Source organism: Burkholderia sp. ZZQ-2, from assembly GCF_050768715.1.
GTDB classification, from domain to species: domain Bacteria; phylum Pseudomonadota; class Gammaproteobacteria; order Burkholderiales; family Burkholderiaceae; genus Burkholderia; species Burkholderia cepacia.
On record NZ_LDVA01000362.1, the window covers coordinates 48816 to 66733 of the forward strand.

General features: G+C 68.4%; 13 protein-coding genes. 8 read left to right on the forward strand and 5 right to left on the reverse strand.

Features of this window, described 5'->3' with window-relative positions; all coding sequences use genetic code 11:
- Nucleotides 1–55 precede the first annotated feature (55 nt).
- The gene (adhP, locus tag ABY44_RS36095; protein WP_027791652.1) at nucleotides 56–1084 is read right to left on the reverse strand and encodes an alcohol dehydrogenase AdhP; all 1029 of its coding nucleotides are present in this window, start codon (nucleotides 1082–1084) and stop codon (nucleotides 56–58) included.
- A gap of 420 nt (nucleotides 1085–1504) precedes the next feature.
- On the opposite strand from adhP, the gene ABY44_RS36100 reads away from it, so the two are divergent.
- From ABY44_RS36100 to otsA, 3 genes are all read left to right on the forward strand, one after another.
- Complete coding sequence (locus tag ABY44_RS36100) at nucleotides 1505–3583, forward strand: TonB-dependent receptor (RefSeq protein ID WP_230948728.1); 2079 nt, start codon at nucleotides 1505–1507, stop codon at nucleotides 3581–3583.
- Between the two features lie 469 nt (nucleotides 3584–4052).
- A complete protein-coding gene (locus ABY44_RS36105) occupies nucleotides 4053–5672 on the forward strand; it encodes a methyl-accepting chemotaxis protein (protein ID WP_027791654.1) in 1620 nt (539 codons plus the stop codon).
- A 598-nt stretch (nucleotides 5673–6270) separates the two neighbouring features.
- Nucleotides 6271–7677, forward strand: a complete 1407-nt coding sequence (otsA, locus tag ABY44_RS36110) for an alpha,alpha-trehalose-phosphate synthase (UDP-forming) (protein ID WP_027791655.1) — start codon at nucleotides 6271–6273, stop codon at nucleotides 7675–7677.
- Between the two features lie 7 nt (nucleotides 7678–7684).
- Here otsA and ABY44_RS36115 read toward each other — a convergent pair whose 3' ends face one another.
- Nucleotides 7685–8152: an OsmC family protein gene (locus ABY44_RS36115; protein ID WP_027791656.1), complete on the reverse strand. Its 468-nt coding sequence runs from the start codon at nucleotides 8150–8152 to the stop codon at nucleotides 7685–7687.
- Between the two features lie 83 nt (nucleotides 8153–8235).
- Nucleotides 8236–10218, reverse strand: coding sequence for an ATP-dependent zinc metalloprotease FtsH (gene ftsH, locus ABY44_RS36120; protein WP_124838498.1), 1983 nt, complete (start codon nucleotides 10216–10218; stop codon nucleotides 8236–8238).
- Between the two features lie 472 nt (nucleotides 10219–10690).
- Between ftsH and ABY44_RS36125 the strand changes: the two genes are divergently transcribed.
- Entirely contained in the window at nucleotides 10691–12349 is a 1659-nt protein-coding gene (locus ABY44_RS36125) for an acid phosphatase (RefSeq protein WP_027791658.1), read from the forward strand.
- Between the two features lie 146 nt (nucleotides 12350–12495).
- On the opposite strand, the gene ABY44_RS36130 is transcribed toward ABY44_RS36125, so the two are convergent.
- Complete coding sequence (locus tag ABY44_RS36130; RefSeq protein WP_060170789.1) at nucleotides 12496–13992, reverse strand: FAD-dependent oxidoreductase; 1497 nt, start codon at nucleotides 13990–13992, stop codon at nucleotides 12496–12498.
- A 281-nt stretch (nucleotides 13993–14273) separates the two neighbouring features.
- Nucleotides 14274–14483: a hypothetical protein gene (locus tag ABY44_RS36135; protein WP_027791660.1), complete on the reverse strand. Its 210-nt coding sequence runs from the start codon at nucleotides 14481–14483 to the stop codon at nucleotides 14274–14276.
- A 460-nt stretch (nucleotides 14484–14943) separates the two neighbouring features.
- Between ABY44_RS36135 and ABY44_RS36140 the strand changes: the two genes are divergently transcribed.
- From ABY44_RS36140 to ABY44_RS36155, 4 genes are read left to right on the forward strand one after another with little or no spacing between them, the layout of a single operon-like run.
- Nucleotides 14944–15360 carry a nuclear transport factor 2 family protein gene (locus ABY44_RS36140; protein ID WP_060170787.1) on the forward strand — a complete coding sequence of 139 codons (417 nt, stop codon included), beginning with the start codon at nucleotides 14944–14946 and terminating at the stop codon, nucleotides 15358–15360.
- A 3-nt stretch (nucleotides 15361–15363) separates the two neighbouring features.
- Entirely contained in the window at nucleotides 15364–16221 is an 858-nt protein-coding gene (locus ABY44_RS36145) for an SDR family NAD(P)-dependent oxidoreductase (protein ID WP_060170785.1), read from the forward strand.
- A gap of 40 nt (nucleotides 16222–16261) precedes the next feature.
- Entirely contained in the window at nucleotides 16262–17020 is a 759-nt protein-coding gene (locus ABY44_RS36150) for an SDR family oxidoreductase (RefSeq protein WP_027791663.1), read from the forward strand.
- Nucleotides 17021–17057: 37 nt separating this feature from the next.
- Nucleotides 17058–17894 carry an SDR family NAD(P)-dependent oxidoreductase gene (locus ABY44_RS36155; protein ID WP_060170783.1) on the forward strand — a complete coding sequence of 279 codons (837 nt, stop codon included), beginning with the start codon at nucleotides 17058–17060 and terminating at the stop codon, nucleotides 17892–17894.
- Nucleotides 17895–17918 lie beyond the last annotated feature (24 nt).

Sequence of the window (17918 nt, forward strand, 5' to 3'; positions counted from 1 at the left end):
GAGCGCAGCGCTGCCGCGACGTCCGTCGCGTCGCGGCAGCGGGCTCGAATGCGCGTCAGTGCATGTCGGTGAGCACGATGCGACCGTCGACTTTCCCTTCGCGCAGCCGCGCGAATATGTCGTTGATGTTGCCGAGCCGGTCGCGATGGATATGCGCGCGCACCAGCCCGTCCGCCGCGAAATCGAGCGACTCCTGCAGGTCGCGCCGCGTGCCGACGATCGACCCGCGCACCGTGATGCCGTTCAGCACGCTCGAGAAGATCGGCAGCGGGAAATCGCCCGGCGGCAAACCGTTGAGCGCCACCGTGCCGCCGCGCCGCACCATCCCGAGCGCCTGCGCGAACGCGCTGCGCGACACGGCCGTGACGAGCACGCCGTGCGCGCCGCCGATTTCCTTCTGGATCACTTTCGCGGGATCGTCGATCGACGCATCGATCGTCAGCTGCGCGCCCAGCTCGCGCGCGAGTGCGAGCTTGTCGGGCGAGATGTCGACGGCCGCGACGTGCAGGCCCATCGCACGCGCGTATTGCACGGCCACGTGGCCGAGCCCGCCGATGCCGGAGATCGCGAGCCACTGGCCCGGACGCGTATCGGTGACGCGAATGCCCTTGTAGACGGTCACGCCCGCGCACAGGATCGGCGCGATCTCGTCGAACGCGACCTGCGCCGGCAGATGGCCGACGTAATCGGGATCGGCCAGCACGTATTCCGCATAGCTGCCGTTGACCGAATAGCCGGTGTTCTGCTGCCCGTGGCAGAGGGTTTCCCAGCCGGTGTGACAGTACTCGCAGTGGCCGCATGCCGTGTAGAGCCAGGGCACGCCGACGCGGTCGCCCTCGCGCACGTGCGTGACGCCCGCGCCGACCGCCGCGACGACGCCCACGCCTTCGTGTCCGGGAATGAACGGCAGCGTCGGCTTCACGGGCCAGTCGCCGTCGGCTGCGTGCAGGTCGGTATGGCAGACGCCCGACGCCTTGATGTTGACGAGGATCTGGCCAGGGCCCGGCGTCGGGATCGGCACTTCCTCGATGCGCAACGGCTCGCCGAACGCGTGCACCACGGCCGCTTTCATGGTTTGAGTCATGCGTCGCTCCTGTCTGGTCGATGAGCGCACCAGTATCCGGGCTCGAAACCGGAACGCATTGATACGCGTCAACGGGGCAGGAATCGTGCGCGCCGGCGGCGGATTCATGGCAGGACGTGTCGCGCAAGCCGCCGCTGCGCCGCCGGGTCGACGGCCCGCCTCTGCTTTCGCAGCCATTTCAGCCGTTTGTCGGAAACCCTGTGGCCGGCCGCCGTTTTGCTTGGAATTTGAAATGATATAACATATCATTTTGCGTTCTCGCCCACCTGAAGCCGTTTCATCCCGGTGGCCGGGTTACGCCGAGTCATATCCAGACGGGTCACTGCGCGCCGCAGACGCAACAATATATCGTATCCAGCCGTGACCCGCATGGCTCGCCTTCCGATCGGATTCCAACTCATTCCAACTGATTCACCGACCATGCGCGACCTCCCTCGTCTACCGCTTCGCCCGCTCTCGCCCGTCCCGCTGATGCTGTTCGCCGCCGTCGCGCACGCGCAGGCCGATGCGCCCGCGTCGCCGACACCGACGCAAACCACTGCGCTCGCGCCGATCTTCGTGACTGCGAACCCGCTCGGCGACACCGATCTGATCTCGCCGACCGCGCAACTGTCCGGCGACGCACTGACGCGCCGCCAGGCCGATTCGCTCGGCGAGACGCTGAACGGGTTGCCCGGCGTGTCGACCACCACCTACGGGCCGATGGTCGGCCGCCCGATCATCCGCGGGATGGACGGCGACCGGATCCGGCTGCTGCAGAACGGCGTCGCGGCCTACGACGCGTCGTCGCTGTCGTACGACCATGCGGTGCCGCAGGATCCGCTGTCGATCGAGCGCGTCGAAATCGTGCGCGGGCCGGCCGCGCTGCTGTACGGCGGCAATGCTGTGGGCGGCGTCGTCAACACGATCGACAACCGGATTCCGCGCGAGGCGATCGAAGGCGTGACGGGCGCGCTCGACGCGCGCTACGGCGGCGCCAATTCGGTACGCGCGGGCGCCGCGCAGGTCGAAGGCGGCAACGGCCGCTTCGCGTTCCATGTCGACGCGTTCGACCGCGAAACGAGCAAGCTGCGGATTCCCGGCTATGCGCGCAGCAGCCAGCAACGCGCGATCGACGGCCCCGACACGCCGCAACCGTACGGCAACGTGCCGAACAGCGACGGCCGCGTGCATGGCGGCGCGGTCGGCGCGTCGTACACGTGGGCCGACGGTTTCGCGGGCCTGTCGTACAGCGGCTACGAGTCGAACTACGGCTCCGTCGCCGAGGACGACGTGCGCCTGCGGATGCGCCAGGAACGGCTCGCGCTCGCCTCCGAGATACGCAACCTGAGCGGGCCGTTCACGAAGCTGAAATTCGACTTCGCGTACACCGACTATCGCCACAAGGAAGTCGACAACGGCGAGACGGCCACCACCTTCCGCAACCGAGGCTATGAAGCGCGCATCGAGGCGCGGCATCGCAGGATCGGCCCGTTCGAAGGCGCGATCGGCGTGCAGTTCGGCCAGAACACGTTCTCGGCGCTCGGTGACGAATTGCTCGTGCCGTCCACGCGCACGAACAGCGTCGCACTGTTCGGCCTCGAGGAATGGCAGGTCGTCCCGGCGCTCAAGCTGAGCCTCGGCGGGCGCTTCGAGCACGTGAAGGTCGATCCCGATCCGGCCGGCGTCGAGAAATTCGCGGGAGCGCAGCCGCGCGACTTCAATGCCGGCAGCGTCTCGGCCGGCGCGCTGTTCTCGCTGACGCCCGTGTGGTCGGTGGCGGCCAACGTCGCATACACCGAACGTGCGCCGACCTTCTACGAGTTGTATTCGAACGGCCCGCACGATGCGACCGGCCAGTTCCTGATCGGCAACCCGAACGCGTCGAAGGAAAAGGCCGTGTCGACCGACCTGTCGCTGCGCTACGCGAGCGGGCCGAATCGCGGCAGCGTCGGCGTGTTCTACAACCGCTTCTCGAACTACCTGACCGAGTACAACACGGGCCGCGTCGTGGACGACGACGGCGAACCGGTCGCGCCCGGTACCGACGGCTCGCTCAACGAGGCGATCTACCGTGGCGTGCGCGCCGAGTTCTACGGCATCGAGCTGGACGGCAAGTGGCGCGCCTTCGCGCGGCGCGGCCATACGGTCGACCTGGAGCTGACGGCCGACTACACGCACGCACGCAACGTCGATACGGGCCAGCCGCTGCCGCGCATCGCGCCGCTGCGCGCGACGCTCGCGGCCGACTACGGCTACGGCCCGTTCGGTGCGCGCGCGCAGGTCACGCATGCGTGGTCGCAGCATCGCGTGCCCGACAACGACTTTTCGACGGACGGCTACACGTCGCTCGGCGTGATGCTGACCTACAAGTTCCGCGTCGGTGCGACGCACTGGCTCGCGTACCTGCGCGGCGACAACCTGACGAACCAGGAAATCCGCTATTCGACCTCGGTCGTGCGCGGCCTCGCGCCGGAAGGCGGCCGCAGCGTGATGGCCGGGTTGCGCACCACGTTCTGACCCTCTCATGGCCCGCGGCGCCCGCCGCGGGCCGCTTTGCGGCGCCCCCGCTCCGTCGCGAATTTCCGCTTTCCGGACATTGCCGCCCATCGCGCGACACATACCGACGACGCGCACCGGTTCCCTCCCCAATCAGGGCGCAAGGGAATTCCACTTTATTCACCCATAAATAAAAACAAATTCATCAGACGATTATTAGCAAAAAGATCTCTTTTGCCTCGCCTGATAAAACCGGTTTCAAATTCCACGTATAAACCTTTGAATCACGGGCGCCTCGACGCTTCCTGATCGGGTTCCAGCAAACCCGCCCGAAAAGGATTCCAGCGCTAAAAAAACTAATATCAGGGTTTTCGAAGGGTAAAGAATCATTCGGTATACCCGTTAATGCCGGCACGAGCCCGTATCTGGTCGAACAATAAATTCAATTTGCCAACCACATGCGCAGGGGCACAACGTGAATATCGCCAGAATGAGCATCAAGACAAAACTCCTTGGCGGCTTCGGCCTGCTCGCCGCGGTCGTCGTGATCGTGTCGGGCGTGGCACTCAAGGCACTCTCCGATACGAACGCCGAGTTTTCCCGCTACATGAACGGCATCAACGCGCGGGCGAACCAGTCCGCGCAAATCCGAACCGCGGTCGACCGGCGCGCGATCGCGGCACGCAACATCGTGCTCGTGACCAAACCGTCCGATCTCGAGCTCGAACTGGCCGAGGTGAACCAGGCGCACAAGGACGTGCAGGAGCATCTCGCGAAGCTCAAGGAGATGATGGCGAACGCGACCGACACCTCCGATCGCGCGCGCGAACTGGTGGGCAACATCGCCCGCATCGAATCCAGCTACGGGCCCGTCGCGCTGCGTATCGTCGGGCTCGCGCAAGCCGGCAAGAAAGAAGAGGCGACCGCCGACATCGACGACAACTGCCGCCCGCTGCTCGCGCAGCTCGTGCGCGCGACCGATGCCTACGCGAGCTATACGCATGAACGCGAACTCGCGATCGCCCAGCAATTCGCGGATCGTTATGCGATGGAGCGCAACCTGCTGGCCGGCATCTGCCTGATCGCGGTCGCGGTCGCGGCCTGCGGCGGCCTGTGGCTGACACGCAAGATCACGGTGCCGATCGGCTCGGCCGTGGACGTCGCGCGCACGGTCGCGAACGGCGATCTCGGCAGCCGCATCCACGTCAGCGGCAACGACGAGACCCGCGACCTGCTCGAAGCGCTGCGGACAATGAACGAGCGGTTGATCGGCATCGTCGGCCGCGTGCGCGATTCGTCGAACAGCATCGCGCATGCCGTGAGCGAGATCGCGTCGGGCAACCTCGACCTGAGCCAGCGCACCGAGGAACAAGCCGCGTCGCTGCAGGAAACCGCCGCGACGATGGAGGAATTCACGTCGACGGTGCGGCTGAATGCCGAGAACGCGCAACAGGCGAGCGCGCTCGCCGCGAATGCGTCGGATGTCGCGCATCGCGGCAGCTCGGTGGTCGGCCGCGTGGTCGACACGATGACGGAAATCGGCCATAGCTCGTCGAAGATCGCCGACATCACGGGCATCATCGAAGGCATCGCGTTCCAGACCAACATCCTCGCGCTGAATGCGGCCGTCGAAGCCGCGCGTGCGGGCGAACAGGGCCGCGGCTTCGCGGTCGTGGCGAGCGAGGTGCGCAGTCTCGCGCAACGCTCGTCGACGGCGGCAAAGGAGATCAAGGAACTGATCAACGCGTCGGTACAGACGATCCGCGACGGCTCGGCGCTCGCCGGCGAAGCCGGCAAGACGATGTCGGACGTCACGCAGGCCGTCGCGCGCGTGACCGACATCATGGGCGAGATCGCGGCCGCGTCGGCCGAGCAGAGCCGAGGCATCGACCAGGTGAACCTGACGATCACGCAGATGGACGAGACGACCCAGCAGAACGCGGCGCTCGTCGAGCAGGCCGCGGCCGCATCGAAGTCGCTCGAGGCGCAAGGTCGCGAGCTGTCCGAAACGGTCGCCGCGTTCCGGATGCCGTCCGGCACGCACGTGACGTCGTCGGGCGCGCACGCGCAGGAACCCGCCGCGCATCACTGGCAACCGGCCGCCGCGTAACGGATACCGAAAGGAGACGACGATGCGCACGCGGTTTCGCCGGCCCGCCTGCGTCACGCTTGCGCATACCGCGCGATGCGCTGTGCATCGTCACCGTTCGGCTCGAACGGTTCGCACGCGCGCCGTCGCGCGTCTCCTCTCCGATTCGCGGCACGCGTGCGTGTAGCTCGCCCGTCGGCGTAGCCGCGTCGTCGCCGGTCGTTTCTGCCGACCGGCGCGGCATCGTGCGCGTGTCCGGCAATACGCATCGTCACGGACGATCGCGCGCGATGCCCGTCCTCCGCATGCCATCGCGCATGCCGCGTTTGCAGCGTTGCGCAAGTTTCGATCCCGGCCATGTATCGCGCGTTGCCACACAGGCGACATGGAGATTGCGCAGCGTTCGCCCACGCATCGCTCGCCGACGCAGACTTTTAAAACGAACGAATGACGAGTATGCTTAAAAAAGCACTCCGCGTTCGGACGGCGAATCGCGTGCCCTGACTCCCGTCCGATCGTATTGCGGCCCCATCGCTTCGCACACCGCGTGCCGATGGCGGCGTCCGCTTCTCGCGCCACGGCCGCACGAACCTTCCCCCAACAATCGTCAGGAGAGCTGGTGAGCCGACTCGTCGTCGTATCCAATCGCATTGCAGATCCCCGTAAAGCCGCTGCCGGCGGGCTCGCCGTTGCCGTGAAAGACAGCCTGCAGGAATCCGGCGGCGTCTGGTTCGGCTGGAGCGGAAGGCTGCGCGGCAGCGACGACCAGCCCGCGCATGGCGACGACGTGCAGATCCAGAACGTCGGCGGCATCCAGCTCGCGACGATCGATCTCGACCCGCAGGACTACGACGCCTACTACCTCGGTTATTCGAACAACGTGCTGTGGCCGGTGTTTCACTACCGGCTCGATCTCGCGCAGTTCGACCGCCGCTTCGCCGACGGCTACCGGCGCGTGAACCAGCTGTTCGCGCGCAAGCTGCGCACGCTGCTGCGTCCCGACGACACCATCTGGGTCCACGACTACCAGCTGATTCCGCTCGCCGCCGAGCTGCGCGCGATGGGCTGTACGAATCCGATCGGTTTCTTCCTGCACATCCCGATGCCGCCGCCGCCGATCATGGCCGCGATCCCGGAACACGAATGGCTGATGCGCTCGCTGTTCGCATACGATCTCGTCGGCTTCCAGACCGAGTCGGATCTGCTCCACTTCGAGCATTACGTCGAAGCGGAAGCCGGCGCGGCGCGGCTGCCGGACGGCCGGCTGCGTGCATTCGGCCGCACGCTGTCGGCGGGCGCGTTCCCGATCGGCATCAACGTCGACGAGTTCGAGGCGCTCGCGCGCGACCGCGACGGCCTCGACATGTTCGAGCGGATGCGCGACGAATATTCGCGGCGCCAGTTGCTGGTCGGCGTCGACCGGCTCGATTACACGAAAGGGCTGCCGCAGCGCGTGCATGCGTTCCGCGAGTTGCTCGAACAGTATCCGGAGAACCGCGACCGCGCGACGCTGATCCAGATCGCCGCGCCGAGCCGCGAAAATCTCGGCGCGTACGACGACCTGCGGCGCGAGATGGACAGCCTGTGCGGCGCGATCAACGGCGACTACGGCGAACTCGAATGGATGCCGATGCGCTACATTCACCGCACCGTCGCGCGCAAGCGCTTGCCGGGCCTTTATCGCGCGAGCCGCGTCGCGCTCGTTACGCCGCTGCGCGACGGGATGAACCTCGTCGCGAAAGAATTTCTCGCCGCGCAGGACGCGGCCGATCCGGGCGTGCTCGTGCTGTCGCGTTTTGCCGGCGCGGCCGAGCAGCTGAAGTCGGCGCTGCTCGTCAATCCGTACGACACGCAAGGCACCGCGCAGGCGATCCAGCGTGCGCTCGCGATGCCGCTCGAGGAGCGTCGCCAGCGTCATGCGGCGCTGATGGCGATCTTGCGCAAGAGCGACGTGCACTGGTGGCGCACGCGCTTTCTCGACGCGCTCGCCGAAGCGGCCGAAGTCGCGGCCGCGACCGAACCCTGACGCGCGCTCACGCGTCCGTCGCCGCGTATCCGAGCACCGCGCCGCTCGCATCGCACAGGTCGACCGACACCGGAATGCCTTCTCGCAGGCTCTCCGTCAGCACGCAATACGCATCGAACTGATCGAGCACGCGCGTCGCCGCCGCGAGATCGGCCCACGTCCTGCCGATCGACAGCCGTACCGACATCGCGCCCACGCGCACCCTGCCCGCTTCGTTCTGCACCATGTCGACATCGATGCGTGCGGCAATCGGCTGCGGATCGACATGCTGCTTTTCCAGCGCGAACAGCAGGCTCGCCGCGAGACAGGTCGCGACCGCCGCGGCCAGCAACCGGATCGGGTTCGGCCCGCGTCCTTCGCCGAGCGGCGGCGGTTCGTCGGTGAGCACCGGCGACAGCGTCGTGCCGGCAAACACCACTTCGAAACAGAAGCGCGCCTGCTGCGCGACATCGACCGATATGTGCGCCTCGCTCATGGCGACTCCGCGCAGATCAACTGGGAAAGGAATGCCGGCACGCAGTCGCATCGATGCGCGCCGCCCGCAGGTTCGCGGCCCCTTCAGCGCTCGGGCTCGCGTGGCGGCCCGTATGCGACGAAATCGCGCTCGACCGCGGACGCGTGCTCCGTTTCGATCGCGCCGCCGCGTGCGCCGGCTTCGTCGTCCGGTGCCGGTGCAGCCGGCGTCGCGGTGGCCGGCTCAACGCGCCCGTCGATCAGCGCCTGCAGCGCTTCGCGCTCGAGCACCTCGGATTGCAGCAGCCGTCGCGCGATGCGTTCGAGCGCATCGCGGCGTTCGCCGAGCGTCATCGCGACCCGCGCATGCGCGTCGGCGAGCAGCGTGCGCACCTCGTCGTCGATCATCCGCGCGGTGTGCTCGCTGCAGCGCCCGTCGCCCGCATGCCACGCGCCGGGCATGCCCTGGCGCACATCGCCGTCGTCGAACGTCGCGAGCCCGATCTTCTCGCTCATCCCGTACTGCATGACCATGTGGCGCGCCATCGCGGTCGCGCGTTCGAGATCGTTCTGCGCGCCCGTCGACACGTCGCCGAACACGAGTTCCTCCGCAACGCGCCCGCCGAGCAAGGCATCGATCCGGTCGAGCAGTTCGCTCCTGCGCAACACGTAGCGATCCTCGGTCGGCACCTGCTGCGTATAGCCGAGCGCCGCCACGCCGCGCGGAATGATCGACACCTTCTTCACCGGATCGCAATGCGCGCGGCTTTCCGCGACGAGCGCATGGCCGGCCTCGTGATACGCGATGGTCAGCTTCTCCTGCGCGTTCATCACGCGGCTCTTGCGTTCGAGGCCCGTCAGCGCGCGATCGATCGCCTCGTCGAAGTCGGCCATCCCGATCGCCGGCTTGCCGAGTTCGGCCGCATGCAGCGCGGCCTCGTTGACGACGTTCGCGAGATCGGCACCGACGAAGCCCGGCGTGCGCGATGCCAGCTCGCCGAGATCGACGTCGGCCGCGAGCTTCACGCGCTTCACATGCACGCCGAGAATCTGCCGGCGGCCGTTCACGTCGGGCCTGTCGATCGCGATGTGGCGATCGAAGCGGCCCGGCCGCAGCAGCGCGGGATCGAGGATCTCCGGCCGGTTCGTCGCGGCCATGATGATCACGCCGGAGCCGGCCTGGAAGCCGTCCATCTCGACGAGCAACTGGTTGAGCGTCTGCTCGCGTTCGTCGTTGCCCGACATCGGGCCGACGCCGCGCACCTTGCCGAGCGCGTCGAGCTCGTCGACGAACACGATGCACGGCGCCTTCTGCTGCGCCTGCTCGAACAGGTCGCGCACGCGCGCCGCGCCGACGCCGACGAACATCTCGACGAACGCCGAGCCGCTGATCGAGAAGAACGGCACGGCCGCCTCGCCGGCCACCGCGCGCGCGAGCAGCGTCTTGCCGGTGCCCGGCGCGCCGACGACGAGCACACCCTTCGGAATCTTGCCGCCGAGCCGCTGGTAGCGGTCGGGGTTGCGCAGGAACGCGACGAGCTGTTGCAGCTCGGCCTTGGCTTCGTCGATGCCCGCGATATCGTCGAACGTGATGCCGGTTTCCTGCTGCACGTACACGCGCGCGCGGCTCTTGCCCATCCCGGTGAAATCCTGCAGCCCGCCGCGCTTGCGCAGCATCATGTTCCAGATGAACACGAACAGCACGAGCGGCAGCAGCCACGAGGCAAGCGATGCCATCCAGCTCGTGTCGGGCGCGCCGTGATAGCGGATGCCGGCCGCGGTCAGCGTGTCGGTCAGGTGTTCGTCGCTCACGCGGTTGGTCGTGAACCGCCACGGCGCACCGGCCTGCTGCACGGCCGAGGCGTCGGACGCCGGCAGCATCGCGCCGGCCTGCGGCATCTTCAGCGTGCCCGAGATCGATGCGGGGCTGACTTCGAGATCGTCGACGAGCCGTGCGGCGACGAGCCGGTGGAAATCGCTGTACGCGATCGACGCCGACGACGGACGCAGCATCAGCAACTGCGCGGCGAACAGCACGAAGAAGCCCGCGGCGATCAGCAATCCCGGGTAGTCGAATTTCCTGTCCATGGCATCCGGCCGGACGTGCGCGCGGCGCTACGCTGCGCTGCCGCGGCACGGCGGACGTGCGTGGCTACGCGCGCAGCCCGCGCGCGGCATCGGCGGCCATGCGGCAGCGGTATACATGCGTGCCATCTCGCCTCGCTCCTGCGCATCAACGATGCCGCGACAACGCCGTCGGCCGGCATCGCCGGGCAATCCTCGCCCGGGCGGCACGCCGCGACGCGCCGCCCCTGAATCAAGTCTAGTTCGCGCGAGTGCGTCGCGCATCGCCCGCGGCGCGACGGGAATCGTCCGACAAACACCTTTCATCCGCCCCCGTTGCCGCGTTATAGTCGCGTTCGTGACACTTTTGTGACAAACGCATCGCACGCGCCGATACCCCACACGGGCCGTTGCCTTCCATCCTGCGGCACGGCAGCCTGTGCGGCACCGCCGTGCATCACGCCCCGTCCACCCGCCCATTCGAGGAACCCACGACGTGAACGACACCCCCGATCGCCCCGACGACCTTCCCGCCGATCCCGACCGCCGCCGCGTGCTCGGCGGCCTTGCCGCGCTCGGTGCGGGTGTCGCGCTCAGCGGCTGCGAAACCACCGGCGCGCCGCGTTCCGCCGCCGACCTGCGCGTCGACGAGGCGTTGCGCCAGCGCGTGCGGCACATCGTCGTGATCTATGCGGAAAACCGCAGCTTCGCGAACCTGTACGGCGATTTCCCGGGCGTAAGCCATCCGCTGAGCGAGGTGCGGCCCGAGCACGCGCAGCAGCTCGATCGCGACGGCAAGACGCCGTTGCCCGTGCTGCCGAAGATCTGGGGCGGGCTCGTGCCGCAGGCGCAGGAAGTGGATGGCAAGCGCTACGCGATCGCCGAGCGCGACATCGACAAGCTGCCGAATGCGCCGTTCCGGATCGCGGACGCGCAGGGCAAGCCGCTACCGAACGGCGTGATCACGCGCGACCTGTGGCACCGCTTCTACCAGAACCAGATGCAGATCGCGGGCGGCCGCAACGACCAGTTCGCCGCGTGGGCCGATTCGGGCGGCCTCGTGATGGGCCATTACCGCAATTCGGCCGACACGCTGCGGCTGTGGAACCTCGCGCGGCAGTACACGCTGTGCGACAACTTCTTCATGGCGGCCTTCGGCGGTTCGTGGATGAACCACATGTTCCTGATCTCCGCGCAGCCGCCGCTGTATCCGGACGCGCACAAGCATCCGCACGCGGCGAAACTGCTGTCGAAGGTCGAAGGCGACGATCCGGCCGGCACGCGCCTGAAGCTCGCCGACGATTCGCCCGCGTCCGCGCTCGACGGCCCGCCGAAGTTCGCGGGCGACGGCCCGCTGACGCCGGACGGCTATGGCGTGAACACGATGGCGCCGCCGTACCAGCCGAGCTACGTGCCGCCGCCGGACCCGGGCAACGCCGCGTATGCGGACCCGGCCGACCATCGCGTGATGCCGCCGCAGGGCTATGCGACGATCGGCGACCGCCTGTCGGAAAAGAACATCGACTGGGCGTGGTACAGCGGCGCGTGGCAGTACGCGCTCGAGCATCGCGACACGGGCGCCGTGCCCGATTTCCAGTACCACCACCAGCCGTTCAACTATTTCGCGAACTACGCGCCCGGCACCGACGCGCGCAGCAAGCACCTGCGCGACGCCGGGCTCGGCGACGAGCCGTCGACCAACCACTTCATCGCCGACATCGACGCGGGCCGCCTGCCGGCCGTCACGTTCTACAAGCCGCAGGGCAACCTGAACATGCATGCGGGCTACGCGGACATCGAATCGGGCGACCGTCACATCGCGACGGTGATCGACCATATCCGGCGCGGTCCGCAATGGGACAACACCGTGATCGTGATGACACACGACGAGAACGGCGGCTGGTGGGATCACGTCGCGCCGCCGGTGGGCGACCGCTGGGGCCCTGGTTCGCGGATTCCGGCGCTCGTGATCTCGCCGTTCGCGAAGAAGGGTTTCGTCGATCACACGCTGTACGACACGAACTCGATCCTGCGCTTCATCAGCCGCGTGCACGGGCTCGCGCCGCTCGACGGCGTGGTCGCGCGCAACAAGGCGTTCGCCGCGCGCGGCGCGACGCCGCCGGGCGATCTCACGAACGCGCTCGACCTCGGCTGACGGCGGGCTGGTCTGGTTGGCCTGGTTGGCCGCTTAGCGGCTGAGCCGCTGGGCCGCTCAAGCACTTGGGCACTTCGGTGCCCGAAACGACGACGCCCCGGGCAATGCGATTGCCCGGGGCGTCGTTCATTTCCACCCGGCCAACGCTACGCGGCGTTGCGCAGCGCGTCGCACCCCGCCTGCGCGGCGTGACGGCCGGCCTGCCGGCCGAAAAACGTCGCGTCGGCCAGCGACAGCCCCGAGCTGTACCCGGCGCCCCAGCGCGGCAGCCCGCAGGTCGTGCGGCCGGCCGCATAGAGCCCCGGCACCGGCGCGCGCGCCGCGTCGACCACCTGCCCGGTCGGCAGCGTGTCGAGCCCGCCGAGCGTGAAGTGCGGATAGAACGCGTAGTCAATCCGGCAATCGAGCGCAACGAACGGCGGCTCGATCAGCGGCTGCAGCCATTTCTCCGCCTTGTGGAACAGCGGATCGGCGCCTTCGGCAGCATGGCGGTTGTAGACGTCGACAGTCGCCGTCAGCGTGCCGGCCGGCATCTCCAGGTCGCGTTCGACTTCCTCCCACGTTTCGCCGGCCGCCGCGATGCCGATCCGCGCAATCGCGGGCGGCTCGCGGTACGTCGCCTGGTCGACGAGCAGGTAGATGCGGTCGCCGGCCTGGTGGAACGCGTGATGGCCCGTGCGGCCGTGATAACCGTCCTCGTTGATGAAGCGCTGGCCGCGCGCGTTCACGAAGATTCCCCGGATCAGCGATTCGGGCGCGTAGAACGGCAGGCTGACGAAGCCCTGGTCCATGTGGATCGCCGCGCCGCCCGCGCTCTGGCCGAGCAGGATGCCCGAGCCGTCGTCGCCGGGGCTGCCGATCGGTTCATCCGAGCGCAGGAACTGCGGCGCATGCCGGCGCACCATGTCGCGATTCATCGCGAAACCGCCCGCGCACAGGATCACCGCGCGACGCGCACGCACGCATGCCGTCTGGCCGTACGCGCGCAGCACGACGCCGCGCACCGCGCCGTCGTCGTCGACGATCAAGGCGAGCGCGCGCGTGTCGTAACGCGTCGCGACGCCGAGCGCCGCCACGCGTTCGGCCAGCACCCGCATCAGCATCTGCCCGCCGCCCCAGCCCGGCCATTGCGGCGTGTGCCCGCGCGGGCACGGCTTCGCGGCCTCGCTGAACGGCCAGGCTTCCTCGCTGCCCGACCAGATCAGGCAATCGTCGGTCTCCGGTTCGACGATCCGCTCGGCAATGAACGTGTTCTTGTACGTGAGGCCCTGCGCGACGAGCCAGTCGTGGTGCGCCAGGCTTTCGTTCGCGTAGAGCCGCACCTTCGCCTCGTCGGCGTCGCGCCCGCCGGCCAGCATCAGGTAGCGGTACAGATCCTCGGTGTCGTCGGTAAAGCCGGCCTGCCGCTGTGCGGGCGTGCCGCCGCTGCCGCCGAGGTAGATCTCGCCGCCCGACAGCGCGCTCGTGCCGCCGTAGCTCGAGGCGCGCTCGACGATCAGCGTGTCGGCACCGGCACGCGCGGCTTCGATCGCCGCACAGGCGCCGGCCGCGCCGAAGCCGACGATCACGACATCGTGTTCGGCATCCCAGCGATGCACGTCGCGAATGTTCAGGGGGTGAGTCAGAGAATAGTCGGATGACATGAGGAATGGGTCAGCGTGTAGGAAACCTGAGGGAAACGATGGAAAGCGGTGGATGCGGCGAGGACCTGACAGGCGGCCCGTTGCCGATGTCGCCGCGATGCCGGGACGGGCGTGCGACGGTGCGTGTGCGCGACGCACGCGTCCCGCGCCCGGTTGAAGCCGCGATGCGCGTCAAATGGATCGGCCCGCGCGATGATTCCGACGTGGTCACGGCGAAGGGCATCGGTACGCCATCGCGCCGCCACGGCTTCCGGCCTGCGCGGTGCGCGGCCGCGCCGACGTCACATGCCGCGCAGCGCGGCGAAACCGAAGTGCGACGGATCGATCGGCACGCAGCCGGCCGGCAGCCCGTTCGCGTCGACCGAGCGGCATTGCAGGATGCCAGCCGCATACGGCGGCGACGGAACCTGATCGGCGCCGTATCGCGCCATCGCCATGGCAGCGAACGTGCCCATCGCCAGTACGCACAGCTTGCGAGTCGTCAGTCTCATGATCGTCGTCCCCTCCGGTTGTCCGCTGGTGCGGTTCGTGTCCAGCGTGCATCGCATGCGGCACCGGATGACTGCACGGTAGCCAGCGCCCGGCCGCCGGCCATCGTCCATTTCGACTAGGGGCAAACGCTGAGCCGCGGGCGCACGGCGTGTCGCATCGCAACATCGTGCGCGACGGCTTCGCACACGCGGAGGAGACGCGGCGCGTTGCGCGCCTGTCGCGGCCGGCGGCGCCAATCGTCAGACGCCTGTTGCACGCCGGTCGCTGCGCCGCACCAACCTTGCGCGATCGTGCGGCACGCGGCACCCGGCACCGGTGTTTTCCCCGACCCTCGCCCTGCTCCGTATGGATGATGAGTCGCCATCGGTCCGATGCGAACCTTCGCCTCGACGTCGCAATGCCGCCGCGTCCGCACTCGCGGCGCGGCCGACTCTTTCCGTTCTTCCACGGGAGCACTGCATGACCGATTCGAATCCCCGCCACGCGCTGTACGAACTGGCGTGCCGCTATGCGCAAGCCGTCGACCGGCGCGACTGGCCGCGACTCACCGCCCTCTTCACGCCCGATGCGCTGCTCGCCGGCCCCGGCTTCCGCTTCGACGACCGCGACGCGATCGTGACGGGCATGCGCGTGATCGAGCACTACGAAGCGACCCAGCATCACGTGCACAACCAGCTCGTGACGCTCGACGGCGGCGAGGCCGACGTCGAGACCTATGGCGTCGCCTGCCACGTCTACGTGCGCGACGGCGTGAAGCGCAAGCTCGACTGGGGGCTGCGCTATCGCGACCGCTGCGTGTTCGACGGCGGCACGTGGCGTTTCGCCGCGCGCACGCTGCACGTCGACTGGTCGCAAGACCTGCCGCTGGAGGGCTGAACGATGCGTACCGCTGCTCCCCTCGACGGCCGCACCGCAGTCGTCACGGGCGGCGCCGGCGGCATCGGCGCGGCCTGCGCGCACGCGCTCGTCGCCGACGGCGCGGCCGTCGTGCTGATGGGTCGCCGCCGCGACGCGCTCGAACGCACGCAACGGCAACTGACCGACGCGGTGCCCGGCAGCCGCGTCGCGATCCATGCGGGCGACGCCTGCGACGAAGGCGACCTGCAGGCCGCACTCGACTGCGCGTGGGCGCTCGACCGTCGCCTCGACATCGTCGTGCCGACGGTTGGCGGTGCGGGTTTCCGGCCGCTGCTGCTGCACGACGCCGACACCTTCCGCGCCGAAATCGACCTGAACCTGCACAGCGCATTCGCCGCGATCCGTCACGCCGCGCCGCGGCTCGCCGACAGCGGCGGCGGCGCGATCGTCTGCATCTCGTCGACGGCCGCGCAGATCAATTTCCGCTGGTTGTCCGCGTACTGCACCGCGAAGGCTGCGCTCGAAGCGCTCGTGCGCGGCGCGGCCGAGGAACTGGCCGGCGCGAAGATCCGCGTGAACGCGGTGCGCCCGGGCCTCACGCGCTCCGAAGCAACGGCGCCGATGTTCGACAACCGCGCGCTCGTCGATAGCTTTCTCGAGCAGATCCCGCTCGGCACGCTCGGCGAACCGGAAGCGATCGCGCATGCGGTGCGCTATCTCGCGGGCCCCGAGTCGGGCTGGGTGACCGGCCAGAGCTTCGCGGTCGACGGCGGCCACGAACTGCGCACCAACCCGCGCGTCGACGACACGATCGCGCAGATCTACGGCACGGCCGCGCTCGACGCGATCAGGGCCGGCCGCGCACCGGGCGCCGCATGAGCGCCCGCCCTCTTTCAACGTCAAGGGAATACGACCGACCATGAATCGAGTCGCAAACAAGGTCGCGCTGGTCACCGGTGCGGCAAGCGGCGTCGGCCGCGCGGATGCGCTGCTGCTCGCCGCCGAAGGCGCGCGTGTCGTGCTGACCGACATTGACGAGGACGCAGGCCGCGCGCTCGCACGCGAGATCGGCGACGCCGCACTGTTCGTCCGCCACGACATCGCCGACGAGGACGGCTGGCGACAGGCGATCGCATCGACGCTCGACCGCTTCGGCCGCCTCGACGTGCTCGTCAACAACGCGGCGATCTGCCCGGTCGGCTCGATCGAGGACACGAGCCTCGACACGTGGCGGCGCGTGATGCGCACCAACGCCGACGGCTATTTCCTCGGCTGCAAATATGCGATCGGCGCGATGAAGGGCAACGACACGCCGGGCTCGATCGTGATGATGTCGTCGGTCGCCGCGCTCGGCGGGCTGCCGATGATGTGCGCATACACCGGGTCGAAAGGCGCGGTGACGGCGCTCGCGCGCAGCGTCGCCGTGCATTGCAAGCGCAGCGGTTACCGCATCCGCTGCAACTCGATCCATCCGGACGGGATCTGGACGCCGATGACGCAGGCGCTGATGCCCGATCTCGATCCGGCCGCACTCGGCATCGGCAGCGATCCGATGGCACGCATGTGCGACCCGCGGGACGTCGCGAATCTCGTGCTGTTCCTCGCGTCCGACGAATCGCGTTTCGTGAACGGTGCGGAGCTGCGGATCGACAACGCGCAACTGGTGTCGTCGCTGTGACGCGACGCGCTGCCCTCCCGTTCAAAGGAGTTCATCGATGATTTCATTCAACGGCAAGACCGTGCTGGTCACCGGCGGCGGCGCGGGCATCGGCCGTGCGTGTGCGGAAGCGTTCGGCGCGGCCGGCGCGCGCGTCGCGGTCGCCGAGATCGACCCGGCCCGCGCGCAGGACGTGCGCCAGGCGCTCGAAGCGGCGGGCGTCGACGCGCTCGTCGGCACCGTGGACGTCACGCGTCGCGATCAGGTCGATGCATTCGCACGAACCGTCGACGCGCGCTTCGGCGGCCTCGACGTGCTCGTCAACAATGTGGGCGACTTCCTGCAGATCGCGAAACCGTTCGACGACTGCACCGACGACGACATCGCGCGGCTGTTCGACGCGAACCTGCGCCAGGTGTTCGTCGTCACGCGCGCGATGCTGCCGTTGCTGCGCAAGCGCGGCGCGGGCGGCTGCATCGTCGGCGTGTCGTCGATCGAAGGCTTTCGCGCCATTCCGAACTGCACCGTGTACGCGTCGTTCAAGGCCGCGCTGACCGGCTTCACGAAAAGCCTCGCGCTCGAACTCGGGCCGGCCGGCATTCGCGTGAACCAGATCGCCCCCGAAACCACCGAGACGCCGCAGGTGCCCGTCAGCGCGATGGTCGCGGCCGAGCATCGCGGGCACATCCCGCGCTGGATCCCGCTCGGGCGCTTCGGCGCGGCCGGCGATATCGCGGGTGCCGCGCTGTTCCTGGCGAGCCCGCTCGCCGCGTGGGTCACCGGCACGACGCTGCATGTCGACGGCGGCGCGCTCGCGGCGGCCGGCTGGTATCGCGACCCGAACGGCTTCTGGACCAACATGCCCGTCGTCACGGGCAACGGCTTGAATTTCTGAGCGGCACCGCCCGCCTGTTCATTT